This window comes from Streptomyces sp. MNU89, assembly GCF_020982505.1.
In the GTDB taxonomy this organism is placed as follows: Bacteria; Actinomycetota; Actinomycetes; order Streptomycetales; family Streptomycetaceae; genus Streptomyces; species Streptomyces xinghaiensis.
Map to the genome: position 1 here is coordinate 3,973,955 of NZ_JAJKLL010000001.1, position 18,607 is coordinate 3,992,561.

Genomic DNA, 18,607 nt, shown 5'->3' on the forward strand with positions numbered 1-18,607 from the left:
AGCGGACTCTCCGTGAAGAGGCCGTCCCGTAGGACTTCAACGGTACCTGCTTCCGCCGCCATACGGTACGTCGCCCGCAGGACGCGCCCCGCGGCGGGGTCCGCAAGGAGGATCGTCCTCGCTGGTCAGCCTCGATTTTACCGAGTCTTCCGGATCGACCCGCCGACGGGTGGTGAGTCTTCTCTCGTCGCCTCCCGCCGGCGGGCCACCGGCGTGTGTGCCCGGGTGAGCGCCGTCAGGCCGTGCGGGCCTCCGCCATGCGCTGCTCGGCGATCCGGTCGGCGGCGACGGCGGGCGGGACGCCGTCGGTCCTGGCGCGGTCGAATATGGCCAGCGTCGTGTCGAAAATCTGCGCCGCCTTGGCCTTCGCCCGGTCGAAATCAAAACCGAGCAGCTCGTCGGCGACCTGGATCACGCCACCGGCGTTGACGACGTAGTCGGGCGCGTACAGGATGCCGAGGCCGGCGAGGTCCTTCTCGACACCCGGGTGGGCGAGCTGGTTGTTGGCCGCGCCGCAGACCACGCGCGCGGTCAGCGCGGGCACCGTCTCGTCGTTCAGGGCACCGCCGAGGGCGCAGGGGGCGTAGACGTCCAGGTCGGCGCGGATCAGGGACTCCGTGTCGGGCACGGCCACCACCCCCGGGTGCCGGGCGCGCACCCGCTCCACGCTCTCCGGCCGCACATCGGTGACGACGACCCGGGCACCGTCCTCCACCAGGTGGTCCACCAGGTGGTGGCCGACCTTGCCGACCCCTGCCACGCCGACGGTCCGGCCGCGCAGGCTGGGCTCGCCCCACAGCGCCTGAGCGCTGGCCCGCATGCCCTGGAAGACGCCGAAGGCGGTGAGGACGGAGGAGTCGCCGGCGCCGCCGTTCTCCGGGGAGCGGCCGGTGGTCCACCGGCACTCGCGGGCGACGACGTCCATGTCGGCGACATAGGTGCCGACGTCACAGGCCGTGACGTAACGGCCGTCCAGGGAGGCGACGAAGCGGCCGTACGCGCGGAGCAGCGCCTCGCTCTTCAGCCCGCCCTCGGAGACCGGGGCGGGGCTGCCGATGATCACGGCCTTGCCGCCGCCGTGCGGCAGCCCGGCGAGGGCGTTCTTGTACGACATGCCGCGGGCGAGGTTCAGGGCGTCGAGCACGGCCTCCTCGTCGGAGGCGTAGGCATGGAAGCGGGTACCGCCGAGGGCCGGGCCCAGGGCGGTCGAGTGGAGGGCGATCACGGCCTTGAGGCCGCTCTCGCGGTCCTGGCAGAGCAGGACCCGCTCGTGGCCGCCCTGCTCGGAGCGGAAGAGGGTGGAGAGGGCGCCGAGGTCGCCGGCGGCGGTGGGGTGGGACGCGTCGGTCACGGTGGTGACTCCCGGAGTCGCGAAGGGTGCCCTCCTGTGGGTGGGGAGGGCCGGTGAGGCACAGAGTAGAACCTCAACCGGCTCCGATCACCAGTGCCGTGGCGGAGGACCGGGGCGGGGACCGGAGCGGGCTGCCGGAGCCGCCGCGACGGTGCGCCCGTCGTGCGCCGGTGACGCGCCGGTGACGCCCCGGGTGGTGCGCCGGCGTTCCGGGGCACCGTGACCGCGGCGGCCCCCGGGTCCGTAGGCTCTGACGCGGAACGGACATGGACGCTCCGGACCCTCCCGCGGGCGGATCCGGGCTTGTGGACGGGAGTGAACGGGTGGGGCTGGCGTCATCGCTGTTCGTGCCGTACGCCGCGTATCTGCGGGTGTACGAGCCACTGGCGGCGTTTCCCGAGCCGGAGCGCTCGCACTGGTACCGCTACGCCGGGCGCGCCGACCCCCCGACCGCGCAGGACGAGCTGCGCCGCTCGCTGGTGGACCTGCTGCCCACCCCGCCGGTCGCGGTGCCGGTGCACGAGAGCGGGGACGCCTTCGTGGCGGTCGTGGACGGCGTCACCTGCGTCTGCCCCTGGCGGACCCGGCTGCGCGGCTGGGAGGCGCTGGAGGCGCTCCCCGAGCTGCTGCCCGCCCCGGTCCTGGACGCGGCCCTGCCGCAGGTGGTGCGCCGGCAGGCGGCGGACGACCACGAGCGCTGGCGGGAGCGCAATCCGGACGCCCGGCCGTGGATCCGGACCGCGACCTGGCATGTGCCGGTGCGGTGGTTCGCGCTCTTCACGGAGGGGGAGCGGGAGTACGTCCAGCGGTCGGGCGAGGGGGAGAAGGCCGAGGGGCCGGTGCTCCGCTACCGCACCCCGATGGTCGAGGCGAGACGGCGCGTGGCGCGTGGGCTTAGAGTTCTGCGTGAGGCGTTGAACGAGAGTCCGTTGATCGACGGCCTGGAGGATGTGGGTCGTTGGCTGGAGGAGTTTCACCCCCGCTCGCTGGTCGAGCTGGACTACGGGGGTCTGGTGCACGCCCTGACGGACGACTGGCTGGCCGGGGACCGCTCGGCCGCCGACGTCACCGAGGGGCTGGAGGCGCTGCGCGCGGGGGACGGCGTGCGGGCCGGGGAGGTGTACCAGCGGCTCGTGGAGCGCTGGCGCGAGGTCCGGGAACGGGAGTTCGCCAGCTGACACCCGGGCGCCGCCGGGGCGTTCCCGTTCCGCTCCGGCGGGCCGGTCCCGCGGCGGTCCGGGCCGGTGCCCGCGGGGCGTCGGGCCGGCCGTCCGGCGCATTCCGCGGCGTTCCGGGACGAACGGCGCGAACGGGCCGGGAGCTCGGGCACTTTCCGGCCGTACGGCTGATCGAGACCTCACCGGCGCGGGCGAGGCATCCCGGGCGTAGTGCCCGATCCGGGCCATTGGTGCAAGCGTGACGGAGAGCACTAATCAGGGCCTTGCTCTTTTCCCCCACCTGCGTGCCAAAATGGGACAAGGAGTCCCGCAAGGGCTCCTTCCGTCCATGTATGGGCGGATGGCTCTGTTATGCGCTCCTTGGTGGGGCTGGTGGTCACTGATCACGGTGTGACTGATCGTCACGAGCGGGTAACTGTCCGTTCTGGGCCGGTCCATCGGGATCCGTCGAGCTTGGACACCTCGGAGGGCAATTCCATCGGTTTGGCCGACGCGGCTGGACAGATGGTGTAGTTGTAGTGCCGAGGACAAGCCGTTCGTCCTATAACCGACTCGGCCCGCGTCTGCCATTTCGGGCAACGCGGGTCAAGGTGCAGAATTTAGAGGAAAGAACCGTGATGGTTCGGTTCTCCCGAGGAGGCCGCTCATGACCGCTCGCACCCCTGATGCCGAGCCGCTGCTGACCCCGGCTGAGGTCGCCACGATGTTCCGCGTGGACCCGAAGACGGTCACGCGCTGGGCCAAGGCCGGCAAGCTCACGTCCATCCGCACGCTCGGAGGGCATCGGCGCTACCGCGAAGCGGAGGTCCGCGCACTGCTGGCGGGCATCCCGCAGCAGCGCAGCGAGGCCTGAAACACCTGCATAACCGGGCATTTCCGGGTCCCCCACGGTCCGGTTCGAGCCCACACCCCACCCCACGACAGGAGCCTGCCCCTTCAGGCTCCGGTCCCTTGTTCCTGAGGGCGCGTCGTCGATCGCGCTGGACTCCGCCGGGTCCAGCGCGATCTTTCGTTTGTGCGGGGCGGGCGTCCGGACCCGCGGTCGCGGAGGGGTGGAGGCGGGTACGGGGAGGCTTCGTCCCGAGCTCTCGCGGGGGTGGCGGGCGATCGGTTCTGCGCGTCCGTGTTGGGCTCCGGATGCCCCTTCGGACGGTCCCCGGGAAGCCTTCGCGCAGTCCCGTGAGGTAGGTGCAATTGCACATATTAAATCGACGGCCCGTGAGCGGTGTCCGAGTTCCCCTGGTGGAAAAACTCATTCAGTGACACCCGTCACAGTCCGGCATCCTTGCCCGTCCCAACTGGCTTGCGGTAGTGGGAATTGAGTCTTCCCGCCGCTGCTCAGCGGCAGGCCGGCGCGGGGCGGTACGGCGTGGACGGACCGGTTGAGCCCGGGTGCCGAGCCCGGGTGCCGCGCCGTACCGGTCGGCGGCGGGCCGGGGGGCGGCACCCGCGCCTCTGCCGGAGCCTCGCGGACGGCGGCTGGGCGGCGACTCGCCACGGGCCCTCTGCGGTCCCGTCCCTCCATGGGCCGCCCCGTCTCCCCCGCTTGGGTATCCCCCTGCGCCCGGCACCGTCAAGACGGCGCGGCCCGAGTTCCGGCCGGGCAGGCGCATGTCGGCCAACCTGTGGCCGTTCCGGCCGAGTTGATGCCGCCACGCCGGGGACCGGCCACACGCGCGGATGTGCGGCGCGGAGAGCGGCCCGTACGGAGACGGTCGGGCCCCGGAGTGGTCAGAGGGGCGAGAGGGGCGTGTGAGGCCGCTGAAGGCCCGCGTGAAGCCCGGTGTGCGGTCCTGAGGGGATTTGCTGAGTTACCGGCGGCTACACCACCCGGGTGAGCGGCGGGCGGCAGGCGTTCACCGCGGGCGCGGACTGCCCCGTGTGGTGGCTCGGGAACGGGGAAGGGCACGTCCCCTGGGGACGGGCCCTTCCAATCCGTGCGGTCCTGACGGGATTTGCTGTGCTGGTCCGCGGCTGTCGCCGCGGGCGCGGCCTCCGCCGTGGGGTGGCTCGGGAATGGAGGAGGGCCCGCACCCTCGCAGGGTGCGGGCCCTCCCAATCCGTGCGGTCCTGACGGGATTTGAACCCGCGGCCTCCACCTTGACAGGGTGGCGAGCACTCCAAACTGCTCCACAGGACCTTGCTGCCGCGCTGTCTTCCGTTGCGCTGCGAAGGCAGACTCTACAGCAGGTCAGGCACCCAGTCGAACTGGAGCCTGGCCGTGCCGGAGGTCAGCGCGCGGTGGAGGGCGCGGCCGCGTCGACGGCCTTCACGATGCGCTTGTCGGAGACCGGATACGCCGTGCCCAGCGCATGGGCGAAGTAGCTGACCCGCAGTTCCTCGATCATCCAGCGGATCTTCCGCGCCTCCGGCGGCACCGGGCGGCCCGGCGGGAACTGCTCCAGCAGCCAGGCGTACTCGTCCTGCATTTCGTGGACCTTCGCCATCCGGGTCCGGTCCCGCTCGGCGTGGGCGGGCATCTGCTGCAGGCGGCGGTCGGCCGCCACCAGGTAGCGCATGAGGTCCGGCAGCCGTCCGACCCCGTGCTCCGTGACGAAGCCCGGTTTGATCAGTCCGGCCAACTGCTGCTTGACGTCCGCCACCGAGGTGAGGAGCGCCGGGGACGTGGTGGACCGCAGCCGCTGCTCGCAGGCGTGCCAGGCGGCCAGCACCTCGCGGACCTTGCGGACGGCGTCCATCGTGGCGTCCACGAGGTCGGCCCGTACGGCGTCGTAGAGCTTGCGGAAGCTCTCCTCGTCCCAGGCGGGGCCCCCGCGGGCGGCGATGAGGCGGTCGGCGGCGGCTGTCACGCAGTCGTCGAAGAGGGCCTGGACGCTGCCGTGCGGATTGCGGGAAAGCGCCAGCTTCTGCTGGTTGGAGAGCTGGTTCTGGGCGAACTTCGCGGGGTTGACCGGGATGCCGAGCAGGATCAGCCGGCGGGTGCCCCGCCACATGGCCTCCGTCTGCTCCCACTCGGTGTCGAAGAGCCGTACGGCGACCGAGTCGCCCTCGTCCACCAGCGCGGGGTACGCCTTGACGGGCTGTCCGGCCCGCCGGGTCTCGAAGGTGCGCGGCAGGGTGCCCAGCGTCCAGGAGGTGAGCCCGGTGCGCTGGACCGGGCCGGCCGGTGCCCCCTCGGGGCGTTCACCGGACGCGGGTGCCTCGAAGGACTGGTCGAAGGCCTTGGTGATCGCCGCCTGGGTCTTCGGCTTGAGGCGCAGCTTGAGCGCCTCGATGTCCTTGTCCTCGGCGACCTTGCGGCGGCGCTCGTCCACCACCCGGAAGGTGATCTTGAGGTGGTCCGGCACCTTGGCGAGGTCCCAGTCCTCCGGGTCGATCCGGACGCCCACCATCCGCTGGAGTTCCCGGCCGAGGGCGGCCGTCAGCGGCTCCTGCCCCGGGATGGCGGCGGCCAGGAAGCGCTGGGCGTAGTTGGGCGCCGGTACGTAGTTACGGCGTACGGGCTTGGGGAGGGAGCGGATCAGCTCGGTGACCAGCTCCTCGCGCAGCCCCGGGATCTGCCAGTCGAAGCCCTCGGCGGTGACCTGGTTGAGCACCTGGAGCGGAACGTGGACGGTGACACCGTCCGCGTCGGCGCCCGGCTCGAACTGGTACGTCACGCGGAACTTGAGCTTGCCCTGCCGCCAGGTGTCCGGGTAGTCGTCCTTGGAGATGCCCTCGGCGCGCTCGTTGATGAGCATCGACTTCTCGAAGTCGAGCAGTTCCGGTTCCTCGCGGCGCTTCTTCTTCCACCAGGAGTCGAAGTGCGCTCCGGAGACGACATCGTCGGGCAGCCGCTGGTCGTAGAAGTCGAAGAGCGTCTCGTCGTCCACGAGGATGTCGCGGCGGCGGGCGCGGTGTTCCAGCTCCTCGACCTCGCTCAGCAGCTTCCGGTTGTCGTGGAAGAACTGATGGTGCGTCCGCCAGTCGCCCTCGACCAGGGCATGACGGATGAACAGCTCCCGCGAGGTCTCGGGGTCGATGCGCCCGTAGTTGACCTTCCGCTGGGCGACGATCGGGACCCCGTAGAGGGTCACCCGCTCGTACGCCATCACCGCCGCCTGCTTCTGCTCCCAGTGCGGTTCGCTGTAGTTGCGCTTCACCAGATGCTGCGCGAGCGGCTCGACCCACTCCGGCTCGATTTTTGCGTTGACCCGCGCCCACAGCCGGGACGTCTCCACCAGCTCGGCCGACATGATCCAGCGCGGCGGCTTCTTGAAGAGCGCGGAGCCGGGGAAGACCGCGAACTTGGCGCTCCGCGCGCCCAGATACTCGTTCTTCGCCTCGGTGTCCTTGAGCCCGATGTGCGAGAGGAGACCGGCGAGCAGCGAGGTGTGGACCCGGTCGGCGGGCGCGGCGGGCTCGTCCGCGGCGCCGGTGTGGATGCCCATGCTCCGGGCCACCTGCCGGAGCTGGGTGTAGATGTCCTGCCACTCCCGTATCCGCAGGTAGTTCAGGAACTCGTTGCGGCACATCCGGCGGAACGCGGAGGAGGACAGCTCCTTCTGCCGCTCGCGCACATAACGCCAGAGGTTGAGGAAGGCGAGGAAGTCGGAGGTCTCGTCGCGGAAGCGGGCGTGCTGCTGGTCCGCCTGCTGCTGCTTCTCGGCCGGGCGTTCGCGCGGGTCCTGGATGGAGAGGGCCGCCGCGATCACCATGACCTCGCGGACGCAACCGTTCCGGTCGGCTTCGAGGACCATCCGGGCCAGCCGCGGGTCGACCGGCAGCTGGGAGAGCTTGCGGCCGGTCTGCGTGAGCCGCTTACCCGCGTCCCGCGCCGAGCCGGCGGCACCCTGCTGGCCGGTGGAGAAGGCGCCCAGCTCCTCCAGGAGTTGCACGCCGTCCTTGATGTTGCGGCGGTCCGGCGGGTCGATGAACGGGAAACGCTCGATGTCGCCGAGCCCGGCCGCGGTCATCTGGAGGATGACGGAAGCGAGGTTGGTGCGGAGGATCTCGGCGTCCGTGAACTCCGGGCGGGAGAGGAAGTCGTCCTCCGAGTAGAGCCGGATGCAGATGCCGTCGGCCGTCCGGCCGCAGCGGCCCTTGCGCTGGTTGGCGCTGGCCTGCGAGATCCGTTCGATCGGCAGCCGCTGCACCTTGGTGCGGTGGCTGTAACGGGAGATACGGGCCGTGCCCGGGTCGATGACGTAGCGGATACCGGGGACGGTCAGCGAGGTCTCGGCGACGTTCGTGGCCAGGACGACGCGGCGGCCGGCGTGCCGCTGGAACACCCGGTGCTGCTCGGCGTGCGAGAGGCGGGCGTAGAGCGGCAGGATCTCGGTGGAGCGGAGGCTCCGCTTGCCCAGGGCGTCCGCCGTGTCGCGGATCTCCCGCTCGCCGGAGAGGAAGACGAGGATGTCGCCGGGGCCCTCGGCCTGCAGTTCGTCGACGGCCTCGCAGATGGCGGTGACCTGGTCGCGGTCGCTCTCCTCGGACCCCTCCTCCAGGAGCGGGCGGTACCGCACCTCGACGGGGTAGGTACGGCCGGACACCTCCACGATGGGGGCGGCGCCCCGGCCGTCATCGTCGCCGTCGCCGGCGTCCGCCGCGCCACCGGGGACGGGGGTGCGGAAGTGGCGGGCGAAGCGCTCCGGATCGATCGTCGCGGAGGTGATGACCACCTTGAGGTCGGGACGCTTCGGCAGCAGCTGGGCGAGATAACCCAGGATGAAGTCGATGTTGAGGCTGCGTTCGTGTGCCTCGTCGATGATGATCGTGTCGTACTGGCGCAGCTCCCGGTCCGTCTGGATCTCGGCGAGCAGGATGCCGTCCGTCATCAGCTTGACGTGCGTGGCGGGGCTCACCTGGTCCGTGAACCGGACCTTCCAGCCGACCGCCTCGCCCAGCGGTGTGTTCAGCTCCTCGGCCACCCGCTCGGCCACCGTGCGGGCCGCGATACGGCGCGGCTGGGTGTGCCCGATCAGGCCGCGGACCCCGCGGCCCAGCTCCAGGCAGATCTTGGGGATCTGGGTGGTCTTGCCGGAGCCGGTCTCGCCCGCGACGATCACCACCTGGTGATCGCGGATCGCCGCCAGGATCGCGTCCTTCTTCTGGCTGACCGGCAGGGCTTCCGGATACGTCACGGCCGGCACGCCCGCGCGCCGCCGCGCCACGCGCGCCTCGGCCTGCTCCATCTCGGCGGCGATCTCGTCCAGCACCGCCTGCCGGGCCTCGGGCTTGCGGATGCGGCGGGCACCGTCGAGGCGCCGCCCCAGCCGGTGCTCGTCACGCAGCATCAGCTCGGGCAGCCGGGCCTGGAGGGCGGCGAAAGCGGGGGGAGAGGAAGTAGACATACCGAACCCAGGATCTCACCTCGCGGAAGCGACTGGCGAACGAGTTACGCGGTGCTGCCGGAAGTCCCGCGGGCGGTGGGGGCGGCGGCGGAGAGCCGGGGTGGGGAGCCGGGGGCGCCGGCTCGGTGAAGCGGGCGTCGCGCGGGGTGCCGGGGTGACGCGGGCAGGGCCGGGGTGACGTGCGGGTGGGTGCCGTGCCCGAACCCGGCCCGGGGGGTGCCCGTTGCCCGGCTCACGCTGTGCCCGTCCTCGTCCCGGTTCTCGATCCCGTCCGTTCGCCGTGCCCGTGCCCGTCGTACCCGCGCCCGGGCAGGCCCCCCCGGCGGGCGCGAGCCGTCTCGTGCCGGAGTCCCGGCCGGTGGTGCCGGTCGCCGGGTCCGGATCGGGCGGGCCCGGCCCGTCCCGGCGTGCCGAGCCGGCGGTTACGATGCGTGGAGTCCACTCCTCCGGAAGGCCCCGCAGTGATCAGCAGCAACGCCGCGCACCGCCGCCGCCTCGCGGCCGGCGCGGTCACCGGTGCGCTGATGGCCGTTCTGGCGGCGCTGCTGTGCCTGCCGGGCCGGGCGGCACCCGCCGCCGCGCCCGGCGGTGGCGGAACCGCGGCGATGGCACAGGGCTTCCCGGTGGCGGACCGGAGTCCCGTACCGGCCGAGGAACCGGCGGACGCCGAGCCCGAGGCCGGACAGCCGTCCGGGCGGGCCTTCGCCGGCCCCGGAACCACCGGCCCGGCCGAGGCAGCGCCGACGTGGTCGGCGGACGACGACGGCTCCTCGAACTGCAAGCGTCCGCAGGACAGGGGAACCGGCGCCGCCGTGCCGGCGACCGCCGCCTCCGCCCATGACCAGTGCCCCGCCCTCGGCGCGCGGCCGGCGTACGCCGAGGGCGACGCGTCCGAGGCGGTCCGCGGGCTGCCCGCCGTACGCGGTCCGACGGGCGGCCCCGCCACTCCTGTGACGCTCTCCGTCCTGCTGCGCGTGTAGATGCCGCGGACCGGTGCCGGCCCGTAGCGCCACCGCGCAGGGTCTGCCGCCGTTCTCGCGGTGCGCGGACAGGGCGTCGTCCGCCGCGCGTCGCGCGCACGGCTTCCGCACCGGTCTCCGCGCCCCGGCATCCGCCGTCCCCGGACAGGAGCAGACGTGAAGGACCCTCGAACCACCGTGCGGCTGGCGCTGCGCGCCCCCGCCCTTTGGCCACCCGCCCGCTGGGGCGCCGCCCTGGCCGCGGCCGTACTGACCGCGCTGGCGGCCGGCCTGCCCACCGCCGTCATCCCGAACCCGGTCTTCGGCCGGACCGTGCCGACCACCTGGTGGGCCTACCCGGTGCTCGCCGCCACCGCCGTCCTGGGCGGGCTGCTGCTCGCGACCTACGTACGGATCGGCGCCGAACGCCGGACCGAACCGCCGGAACCGGACGGGCCGGAGCGCCGGCGCCGCCGGCTGGGCACGGCGGGCGGACTGCTGTCGTTCCTGGCCGTGGGCTGCCCGGTGTGCAACAAGGTCGTCCTGCTGCTGCTCGGAACCTCCGGCGCGATGACGGTCTGGGCGCCGGTCCAGCCGGTGCTGGCGGTCGCCTCGGTGGTGCTGCTGGCCGTGGCGACCGCGCAGCGGCTGGCGGGCGAGGTCGCCTGCGGGGCGCTGCCGGGAGCCGCCCCCGCGGCGGCCGTGTCCGGCGCCCGGGGCCCGTCGGCCGCACCGGACGCGCGCGACACACGCCGCGGCTGACCGGCACGCGGGGCTTCCCGGGGCTCCATGGGGCTCCTTGGGCCGGTACGCACGGCGCACGGTGCGGCAGAGACGCGTGCTGTGCGCGGCCCGAGCCTTCCGCCGGGTCAGCGCCCGGTCGGCGTTCGGTCGGCGTCCTGCCGGTGTCCGGCGCCGTGCCCCTTCCGGCTGCGCCCGCCCGCAACGGGCCGGCCTCCGCCGCCCACCTCAACTCCCCATCCGTCCATCCGTCTTCACGTACACGCGCGGACCGCACCGACCTGTGCCGGCCCCGCGCCGCTCCCCAGGAGAGACCTCCATGCCCACGAACGGCGACAACCCCACCTCCGGCCCCTCCCCGGCCACCCGCAGGAACCGCGGCATCGCGATCGGCGCCCTGGTGCTGGTCGCCGCCCTGGTGCTCGGCGTCCTCTCGGCCTTCGCGACGGGCGGCGGCTCGTCCGGCGACTCCCCGGCCGTGACGGTCGAGACGCCCGGGGAGGGCTCGGCCGACCCCAACGCCGACACCTATGCCCGGCTCGCGGAGCTCGCCCGCCGCGACAAGGACGACAAGCTGGCGATGGGCCGCGCGGACGCCCCCGTCGTCCTGATCGAGTACGCCGACTTCAAGTGCCCCTTCTGCGGCAAGTTCGCCCGTGACACCGAGCCCGAACTGGTGAAGGAGTACGTCGACAAGGGCGTGCTGCGCATCGAGTGGCGCAACCTCGTGGTCTTCGGCGAGGACTCCGCACAGGCCGCCTACGCGAGCTGGGCGGCCGGGCAGCAGGGCCGCTTCTGGGAGTTCCACGAGGTGGCGTTCTCGGAGGAGGACAACATGAAGAAGGGGTATTCGAAGGAGCGCCTCGACGCGATCGCCGAGAAGGCCGGCGTCAAGAACATGGACCGCTTCCACACCGACATGGAGAGCTACGCGGCGAAGCAGGCGGTGGAGAAGGACCAGGAGGAGGCGTACGGCATCGGCGCCACCAGCACGCCGTCCTTCCTGGTCAACGGCAAGCCGATCGCCGGGGCGCAGCCGACGGAGGTCTTCGCCGAGGCCATCGAGGCGGCGGCGCAGCAGGCGGAGGCGGCCGAGGGCTCGGACAAGTGACCGACATCGGCTACCTCGCCGCCTTCCTGGGCGGACTGCTGGCCCTGCTCAGCCCGTGCAGCGCACTGCTGCTGCCCGCGTTCTTCGCCTACTCGATCGACAGCACCTCACGCCTCGTCGCCCGCACCGGCATCTTCTACCTGGGCCTGGCGACGACCCTGGTGCCGCTCGGCGTCGGCGGCTCGTACGCGGGGCGGCTGTTCTACGGCCACCGCGATCTGCTCGTCGCTCTCAGCGGCTGGCTGATCATCGCGCTGGGCGTGGCGCAGATCCTCGGGCTGGGCTTCGCCTCGCGCCGCCTGCAGGAGGCGTCCGGCCGCATCCGCCCGACGAGCGCCGCGAAGGTCTACGCCCTCGGCACGGTCTACGGTCTCGCGGGCTTCTGCGCGGGCCCGATCCTCGGCAGTGTGCTGACGGTCGCCGCGGTGAGCGGCAGTCCGGTCTACGGGGGCGTGCTGCTGGCGGCGTACGCGCTGGGCATGGCCGTACCGCTGTTCGTCCTGGCCCTGCTCTGGGAGCGCTTCGAACTGGGACGGAAGGGCTGGCTGCGCGGGCGTACCGTCCGCGTCGGCCGGCTGGAGCTGCACACCACGTCCCTTCTCTCCGGGCTGTTCTTCATCGCCCTCGGCACGATGTTCCTGGCCTTCGACGGGACGACGGCCCTGCCCGGACTGCTCGGCGTGGACGGCTCGTTCGAGGCGGAACGGTGGGCCCAGCGGGTGGGCGCGGCCGTACCGGACCAGGTCCTGCTCGGCCTGCTGGGCGCGGCGGGCGCGGGCATCGCGCTGCTCGCCGTACGGCGGGGCGCGGCGGGAAGGGAAGGACGATCCGGCCGGAGGGGCGGAAGCGCCCTCGGCCCGTCCCGGAAGGCGCCCGCCGACGACCCGCGCTGACGGGCCGCTGCCGCCGCTGACGGACACCGCTGCGCGACCGGTCCCGCGGAGGGAGCTCCCTCCGCGGGACCGGCCCCGCGGGTCGCCCACGGGACTCCCGGCCCGCACCGCCCGCCCGGATCCCTGGCCGGGACCCGGCGCATCCGACAGGATGACGCACGGCGGGGCAGCCGGCAGACACAAGGAGAGACGGTGGCGGACACACAGCACCGAAACGTGGCATGGGACGAAGCGCGGTGGCTGAACCACCCGCCGCAGGCGGCCCCGGACGACACGGGCGCGCTCGTCGTGACCACGGGGGCCCGCAGCGACTTCTGGCGCCGCACGAGCTACGGCTATGTGCGCGACGACGGACACGCCCTGCTGACCGCCTTCCCGCAGGGCGGCGCGGTCGAAGTGACATTCGAGGCCGACTTCACACACCTGTACGACCAAGCGGGATTGATGGTCCGCGTCGACGAGGCGAACTGGGTCAAGGCGGGGATCGAGTACACGGACGGCGCCCCGCATCTGGGCGCCGTCGTGACGCGCGAGTTCTCGGACTGGTCGCAGTCGCCGGTGCCGGAGTGGGCGGGCAGGCCGGTCACCGTCCGTGCCAGCCGCGCCGGCGACGCCCTGACGCTGCGGGCCCGGTGCGCCGACGGCCCGTGGCGGATGTTCCGGCTGGTGCCCCTGCCCCCGGACGCGGAGGCGACGGCGGGCCCGTTCTGCTGCTCACCGGAGCGCGAAGGGCTGAGGGTCCGGTTCACCGGTTACACCACGAGCCCGGCGGACCCGGACCTGCACGGGGCGGAGTAGGCCCGGGTCGTCCCCCTGCCCCGTTCCTGCACCGTCGGCGAGGCCCGAGGGCACAGTGGTCACCGCACAGGGCCCCGCCGGATGACCTGGTATCCGCCGGGGCCCCGCTGACGTCGCCGTCGCCCTGCGGTGTCCTTGCCATCGGCCTCGCCACTGAGCGGCCGCGTGCCTGAGTAGCCGTACTCATGTGCGGTGCCCGCCACGGCAGCATGCTGGACGGCATGCGACCGAAGACTGTCACTCGCGGGCGAAGCGGTGGTGGGGATGGGGAGCGGGAGTGAGCCGTCAACCGGCCGTCAGGTCGGGGTGAGCATGGCGCTACTCGTCATCGACCTGATGGTCATCGCCTGGCTGCTGTTCCGCTACGGCATGGCGGGATGGGCTGATGGCTACGACCCCGGCAACCCGCCCGACGCGCCCGGGGAAGCGTTGCGGGGGGTGTGGATCCTGGCCGGCGGCGCGGTCGTCACGGGCGGTGGCCTCCTGCGCCTGCGGTGGCGCATTCCCGGCATCGTGCAACTGGTGGTCCTGGGAGCCGGAGCGGGGCTGCTGGCCCTCCTCTCAGCCGCTGAGTAGGGGCTGCCGGGCCGGGAGCTCCCTCGCGCACGCCCCGCTGCCGAATCGGCACGAAGAAGCCCCCGCCGAATGATCTCGGCGGGGGCTTTGCCCTGGTGGGCGGCGGTGGCTGGGGCCGGGGTCGAACCGGCGACCTTCCGCTTTTCAGGCGGACGCTCGTACCAACTGAGCTACCCAGCCACGCAACCTCGCGGTTGCAGCGGTCCTGACGGGATTTGAACCCGCGGCCTCCACCTTGACAGGGTGGCGAGCACTCCAAACTGCTCCACAGGACCAAGCTCGTGCGAGCACCGGCGACGTTCTCCAGTCTCGCACATGGTGATGCGTGCCCCCAACGGGATTCGAACCCGTGCTACCGCCTTGAAAGGGCGGCGTCCTGGGCCACTAGACGATGAGGGCTGAATGGCCCGCCTGCAGCGCCTTCCGGCACCGTCGGGGACGTGAGAAGCATATGGGATGCGGGGAGGGATCGCCAAAACGGTTTACGGCGCCTCCGTGGGGGAGGGCGACGGTGTCCGGCGGGCGGGCGGTGAGGCCGTACCGGAACCCGGTCCGGCGGACGGTGACGAGGGCGAGGGCGAGGGCGACTCCGCCCCGCCGGGAGTGTTCTCCTCCGGCAGCCTGCGGCTCACCTCGGCTGTCGACAGGCCCAGGCCGCCGAGCGTGATCTCGTCCCAGGCCTGCAGCTTCCGGCTCTCCCGGTCCAGGTAGAGCACGGAGGCCTGGACGTCGGCGGGTTCGCCGCCCTCCACCGCGCGGAGCCCGTCGCCGCCGGTCGAACCCTGGACCATCAGCCGCGTCCCCCCGTCCAGCTCATGGGTCTTGCGGTTGTGGGTGTGCCCGGCCAGGACCAGGGGGACCGCCCCCGCCGTCTCGCGGGCCGCCATCGGGTTGTGCGCCACCGCGATGTCGGCCGGTTCACCCTTGGCCCGCTGCCGGTTCATCGCCGCGGCGAGCCTGCGCCCCACGGCCCGCTCGGAGTCGTCACCGGCCGGCTGCACCGAGCGGTCCGGGGTGAACTGCGGATCGCCGATGCCCGCGATCCGCAGGCCGGAGACGGTGATGGACTTGCCGTCGTCGAGGACCCGGACGTTGTCGAGGTCCTCCAGGTACTCCTGCGTCGCGGCCGAGTCGTGGTTGCCGCGCACCCAGACATAGGGGGCGCCCAGATCGCTGATCGGGTCGAGGAAGCCGTTCTCGGCGGTGGTGCCGTGGTCCATGGTGTCGCCCGAATCGATGATCACATCGATGTCGTACTGCTTGACCAGCGACTCGATGATGTGCCAGGCCGCCGGGTTGAGATGGATGTCCGAGACGTGCAGCACGCGCATGGTCGTCGGGTCCGGCCGGTACGTCGGCAGGTTCGCCGTGGCGTCGTAGAGCTGGGTGACATTGGTGACGAGGCGGGCGAGTTCCTGCTGGTAGATGTCGAAGTCGCTGACGATGCTGCGGGCGTTGCCCACCACACTGGGCGCGCTGCTCAGCAGCCCGGAGAACTTCGGCTCCAGGACGGACTTCGGATTCCAGGTGGCGTACGCGGCGGCGCCGGAGGTGACCAGCAGCGCCAGCGCCAGACCGCCCGCCGTCAGCGCGCGCCGCGGGCGCCGGTAGACGGCCAGGCCGAGCAGCGTGGCGCCGGAGACCACGGCGACGACCGACCGCACACCCAGGTCGATGGTGCCGGCGGCCACGTCGTCGGCAATCTCCTCCTGCAGCCCGGCGAGCCGCTCCGGATGCTTGACCAGCGCCTGCGAACGCTCCGGGTTCAGCTGGTCGACGTCCACGTCGAGGCGGAGGGGCGCGTGGTGGCTGTCGAGTTCGAGGGCGCCGAGCGGTGACACGTTGATCTTCGTGCCGCCCGAGACCGACGGGCGCAGCGCCATCTTGGTGTCCATGGGACCCACCGGCGTCCGCACGCTGCCGACCACCAGAAGGCCCAGCCACGCGCCGATCAGCACGACGGACACCATTCCGAGGGCACGGGCGTACGGATGCGGTGTGTGGCCGAGCGGCCGTACCGCCGGACCCTTCGGAGGAAGGCCGCCGCTCCGGCCCCGGAAAGGCATGCGGAAGCGGCGGCGGAGTGGTTCGCGTGCCATTGCAGCCGTATGCCCTTCCGCGGTGATCGCTATGCGAGAAGTCAACAGGCGCGGCCTCCGGTTCGTTCCCGCCGGTCGCCATCGGTGGTCTCCGCCGGCCGCGGCCGCGGCCGGCGTCCCCGGTCGCCGTCTCCGGCCGGACGGCGGCGGGGGGCGCGGGTGTGGCGCAGAATGGCGGCGTGCTGGAGATGACGCGTGAGGAGTTCGAGGAACTGGTCGCCGAGGCGCTGGACCGCATCCCGCCCGAGCTGACGCGGCTCATGGACAACGTGGCGGTGTTCGTCGAGGACGAGCCCCCCGCCGAGGACCCGGAGCTCCTCGGCATCTACGAAGGGACGCCGCTCACGGAGCGGGGGGAGTGGTACGCGGGCGTGCTGCCGGACCGGATCACCATCTACCGGGGGCCGACGCTCCGGATGTGCGGGAGCCGGGAAGAGGTCGTCGAGGAGACCGAGGTCACGGTCGTCCACGAGATCGCCCACCACTTCGGCATCGACGACGAACGGCTGCACGCCCTGGGGTACGGATGAGCGGAACGGACGCCGGGGCGGGCGGTTCCGCCGGCGGGGACGGCTCCGCCGCCGCACCGGGGGACCGGCACGGTCCGGGGCGGCCGGCGTCTCCGTCCCGCCCGGGGGACCCGGGAGGCCCGGGCGCGGCCCCGGGATCCCGCAGCGGCCCGGGGGACCGCGCCGGTGCGGCCGGTGCCACGCCCGCGAGGCGGGCACCCCGGGCGGTCGACCCCGACGTCGATCTGCGCGTACCGGAACAGCGGGCCGAGGCCGCCGGCCGCGCCCTGTGGGGCATCCTCGCCGTCGTCTCGGCGGGCGGTGCGCTCGGCGCCTGCGCCCGATACGGGCTGACGCTCGCCTGGCCCGCGCCGCACGACGCGGCCCCGTGGGCGATCCTCGTGGTCAACGCGTCGGGCAGCGCGCTGATCGGCGTCCTGATGACCCTGGTGAGCGAGCGGCCGGGTGTCTCTCCGCATCCGCTGCTGCGGCCGTTCCTGGGCACCGGTGTGCTCGGCGGCTTCACCACCTTCTCGACGTACGCGGCCGATGTGCCGGAGCTGCTGGCGCGGGGCGAGACCGCGGCCGCTCTGGCCTACGCGGCGGGCACGCTCGCCGCCGCGCTGACCGGCGTGGGGGCGGCGGCCGTGCTGACCCGGAAAGCCGTGGGCCTCCACGGCGGTGCGGCGGCGGAAACGGGTCCCGAGGCGGAGGCCGGGGCGGGGAACGGTACGGGAACGGGGGCGCGGGCCCGGTGAACTGGCTGCTGGTCGCCCTGGGCGCCGCCGTGGGCGCGCCCCTGCGCTATCTCACCGACCGCGCGGTCCAGGCACGGCACGGCTCGGTGTTCCCCTGGGGCACGGTCGTCGTCAATGTGACGGGCAGTCTGCTGCTCGGGCTGCTCACCGGAGCCCTCGGAGCCGGAACGGGCTCGGACCAGGCCCGGCTGCTGCTCGTGACAGGGCTGTGCGGGGCACTCACCACCTACTCGACGTTCTCGTACGAGACCCTGCGGCTGGCCGAGCGGGGGCGCGTGGGGCTCGCGGCGGCCAATATCGGCCTGTCGCTGGTGGGCGGGCTGGGGGCGTACGTCCTGGGCGCGGGGCTGACCGGAGGGCTCGGCCCGGGCTGAGCCCTCCGGTCGGCCCCGGCCGGTGGCGGGAGGAGTGCGCGGGGTGCCGGGCTCACCTCGCAGGGGCTCAGCTCGCAAGGGCCCAGCTCGCAAGGTCGGCCTCGCCACGGTCCGCTCACGGTCCTGCTCACGGGCCCGCTCACGGCGCCGGGACGCCCGGTGAGAGCGGTGCGGGCGCCGACTCCGGGGACACGCCCGTCGCCGACGCCGCGCCACCGGGCTCGGGTTTCGGCTCCTCACCCGTCGGCGCCGGGTCCGGGCTCGACGGCTGCGGTTCCGGCTCCGGCTCGGGCTCGGGTTCCGGGGACGGCCGCTCCGGTGCCGGGCGGGTCGGATCCCCCTCTCCTCCCGGCTGCCGCGGTGCGCGGGGGCCGGGCCCTCCGCGGTCCTTCCCACGGCCGCCGCCCGTGACCGGGCCGGAGCCGGGCGCGGAGGCGTGCCCGGCGCCCGAGTCCGGGCGGCCGGACGCCCCGCCGGAACCGGCCTCGCGCTCCGTACGGGAACCCGGGCGGCCCGCCTCGGCACGGCCGTCCTTGTCCCGGCCGCGATCGGCCTTGCCGCGCCCGTCCCGCGCCTCCGGCCCGCCCTCCGCTCCGTGGGGCTGCTCCACGCCCTCGCCGTCCGCGGAGCGCTGACCGGCGCCCGATCCGTCCTCCTGCCCGGCAGATCCGGTGGGCTTGGGTGGGTCGGTCCTGTCGCTGACGCTCATGCACCCGGTCGCGGTGGCCAGGGCGAGTGCGGCGGCGGCCACGCGCAGGGGGGTGCGGAAACCCGTGCGGCCCTCCGTACGGGGCATGGCTGCGGACCTTGCCCCGGCCCCGCCCTCCGGCCGAGCGGGCTCCCCGGCCCCGGTCCCGGCCGGGTACCCGGCCACGGACCCGTTCCCGTTTCCGGCCCCGGCCGCCGCCGGGGCCGGGCGGACCGCCGGGACGGCCTGCGCGCCCGCCCTCCGGGGCCGCCACGGGCT

15 protein-coding genes and 4 tRNA genes are annotated in these 18,607 nt (G+C 73.3%); 11 read left to right on the forward strand and 8 right to left on the reverse strand.

The features are described from left to right. Positions 1-235: 235 nt before the first annotated feature. Positions 236-1,351 carry a Glu/Leu/Phe/Val dehydrogenase dimerization domain-containing protein gene (locus E4N63_RS17150; RefSeq protein WP_125625457.1) on the reverse strand — a complete coding sequence of 372 codons (1,116 nt, stop codon included), beginning with the start codon at positions 1,349-1,351 and terminating at the stop codon, positions 236-238. Between the two features lie 323 nt (positions 1,352-1,674). On the opposite strand from E4N63_RS17150, the gene E4N63_RS17155 reads away from it, so the two are divergent. Beyond that, positions 1,675-2,529, forward strand: coding sequence for a hypothetical protein (locus E4N63_RS17155; RefSeq protein ID WP_125625458.1), 855 nt, complete (start codon positions 1,675-1,677; stop codon positions 2,527-2,529). 646 nt (positions 2,530-3,175) lie between these two features. Further along, on the forward strand, positions 3,176-3,382 hold the full coding sequence (gene bldC, locus E4N63_RS17160; RefSeq protein ID WP_003949541.1) for a developmental transcriptional regulator BldC: 207 nt from the start codon (positions 3,176-3,178) through the stop codon (positions 3,380-3,382). Between the two features lie 1,212 nt (positions 3,383-4,594). Here the strand turns inward: bldC and E4N63_RS17165 are convergent. Then, a tRNA-Asp gene (locus E4N63_RS17165) sits at positions 4,595-4,669 on the reverse strand. A gap of 91 nt (positions 4,670-4,760) precedes the next feature. Next, a complete protein-coding gene (hrpA, locus tag E4N63_RS17170; RefSeq protein WP_230241089.1) occupies positions 4,761-8,822 on the reverse strand; it encodes an ATP-dependent RNA helicase HrpA in 4,062 nt (1,353 codons plus the stop codon). Between the two features lie 461 nt (positions 8,823-9,283). Between hrpA and E4N63_RS17175 the strand changes: the two genes are divergently transcribed. The 6 genes from E4N63_RS17175 to E4N63_RS17200 all read left to right on the forward strand — a co-directional run bounded on the left by E4N63_RS17175 (position 9,284) and on the right by E4N63_RS17200 (position 13,900). Next, on the forward strand, positions 9,284-9,802 hold the full coding sequence (locus E4N63_RS17175; RefSeq protein ID WP_125623012.1) for a hypothetical protein: 519 nt from the start codon (positions 9,284-9,286) through the stop codon (positions 9,800-9,802). 156 nt (positions 9,803-9,958) lie between these two features. Continuing rightward, positions 9,959-10,543, forward strand: coding sequence for a hypothetical protein (locus E4N63_RS17180; protein WP_230241090.1), 585 nt, complete (start codon positions 9,959-9,961; stop codon positions 10,541-10,543). Between the two features lie 298 nt (positions 10,544-10,841). Further along, positions 10,842-11,633, forward strand: a complete 792-nt coding sequence (locus E4N63_RS17185; protein ID WP_125623013.1) for a DsbA family protein — start codon at positions 10,842-10,844, stop codon at positions 11,631-11,633. Continuing rightward, the gene (locus tag E4N63_RS17190) at positions 11,630-12,526 is read left to right on the forward strand and encodes a cytochrome c biogenesis CcdA family protein (RefSeq protein WP_230241091.1); all 897 of its coding nucleotides are present in this window, start codon (positions 11,630-11,632) and stop codon (positions 12,524-12,526) included. Before E4N63_RS17185 ends, E4N63_RS17190 begins: the two co-directional genes overlap by 4 nt. Positions 12,527-12,742: 216 nt before the next feature. Continuing rightward, the gene (locus E4N63_RS17195; protein WP_230241092.1) at positions 12,743-13,324 is read left to right on the forward strand and encodes a DUF1349 domain-containing protein; all 582 of its coding nucleotides are present in this window, start codon (positions 12,743-12,745) and stop codon (positions 13,322-13,324) included. Between the two features lie 264 nt (positions 13,325-13,588). Then, positions 13,589-13,900 carry a DUF6234 family protein gene (locus tag E4N63_RS17200; RefSeq protein ID WP_228429457.1) on the forward strand — a complete coding sequence of 104 codons (312 nt, stop codon included), beginning with the start codon at positions 13,589-13,591 and terminating at the stop codon, positions 13,898-13,900. Between the two features lie 106 nt (positions 13,901-14,006). Here the strand turns inward: E4N63_RS17200 and E4N63_RS17205 are convergent. The 4 genes from E4N63_RS17205 to E4N63_RS17220 form a co-directional block, all read right to left on the reverse strand. Then, positions 14,007-14,080, reverse strand: a tRNA-Phe gene (locus E4N63_RS17205). 20 nt (positions 14,081-14,100) lie between these two features. Beyond that, positions 14,101-14,175: transfer RNA gene (locus E4N63_RS17210), tRNA-Asp, on the reverse strand. A gap of 51 nt (positions 14,176-14,226) precedes the next feature. Further along, positions 14,227-14,299: transfer RNA gene (locus E4N63_RS17215), tRNA-Glu, on the reverse strand. An 83-nt stretch (positions 14,300-14,382) separates the two neighbouring features. Continuing rightward, positions 14,383-15,966, reverse strand: coding sequence for a metallophosphoesterase (locus tag E4N63_RS17220; RefSeq protein ID WP_374112874.1), 1,584 nt, complete (start codon positions 15,964-15,966; stop codon positions 14,383-14,385). Between the two features lie 212 nt (positions 15,967-16,178). On the opposite strand from E4N63_RS17220, the gene E4N63_RS17225 reads away from it, so the two are divergent. From E4N63_RS17225 to crcB, 3 genes are read left to right on the forward strand one after another with little or no spacing between them, the layout of a single operon-like run. Further along, the gene (locus tag E4N63_RS17225) at positions 16,179-16,529 is read left to right on the forward strand and encodes a metallopeptidase family protein (protein WP_030547706.1); all 351 of its coding nucleotides are present in this window, start codon (positions 16,179-16,181) and stop codon (positions 16,527-16,529) included. Then, positions 16,526-17,266: a CrcB family protein gene (locus E4N63_RS17230; RefSeq protein WP_374112789.1), complete on the forward strand. Its 741-nt coding sequence runs from the start codon at positions 16,526-16,528 to the stop codon at positions 17,264-17,266. The genes E4N63_RS17225 and E4N63_RS17230 overlap by 4 nt, the downstream gene beginning before the upstream one ends. Next, positions 17,263-17,640, forward strand: a complete 378-nt coding sequence (gene crcB / locus E4N63_RS17235; protein WP_125623024.1) for a fluoride efflux transporter CrcB — start codon at positions 17,263-17,265, stop codon at positions 17,638-17,640. The genes E4N63_RS17230 and crcB overlap by 4 nt, the downstream gene beginning before the upstream one ends. A 139-nt stretch (positions 17,641-17,779) precedes the next feature. Here the strand turns inward: crcB and E4N63_RS17240 are convergent, their stop codons facing one another. Then, positions 17,780-18,436: a hypothetical protein gene (locus E4N63_RS17240; RefSeq protein ID WP_230242728.1), complete on the reverse strand. Its 657-nt coding sequence runs from the start codon at positions 18,434-18,436 to the stop codon at positions 17,780-17,782. Positions 18,437-18,607: the final 171 nt, after the last annotated feature.

Bases quoted from the DNA above. Each gene is read 5' to 3' on its own strand.
- bldC (WP_003949541.1), top strand. From the start codon at position 3,176: ATGACCGCTCGCACCCCTGATGCCGAGCCGCTGCTGACCCCGGCTGAG.
- hrpA (WP_230241089.1), bottom strand. From the start codon at position 8,822: ATGTCTACTTCCTCTCCCCCCGCTTTCGCCGCCCTCCAGGCCCGGCTG.
- E4N63_RS17185 (WP_125623013.1), top strand. From the start codon at position 10,842: ATGCCCACGAACGGCGACAACCCCACCTCCGGCCCCTCCCCGGCCACC.
- E4N63_RS17200 (WP_228429457.1), top strand. From the start codon at position 13,589: ATGGGGAGCGGGAGTGAGCCGTCAACCGGCCGTCAGGTCGGGGTGAGC.
- E4N63_RS17220 (WP_374112874.1), bottom strand. From the start codon at position 15,966: ATGCCTTTCCGGGGCCGGAGCGGCGGCCTTCCTCCGAAGGGTCCGGCG.
- E4N63_RS17230 (WP_374112789.1), top strand. From the start codon at position 16,526: ATGAGCGGAACGGACGCCGGGGCGGGCGGTTCCGCCGGCGGGGACGGC.
- E4N63_RS17240 (WP_230242728.1), bottom strand. From the start codon at position 18,436: ATGCCCCGTACGGAGGGCCGCACGGGTTTCCGCACCCCCCTGCGCGTG.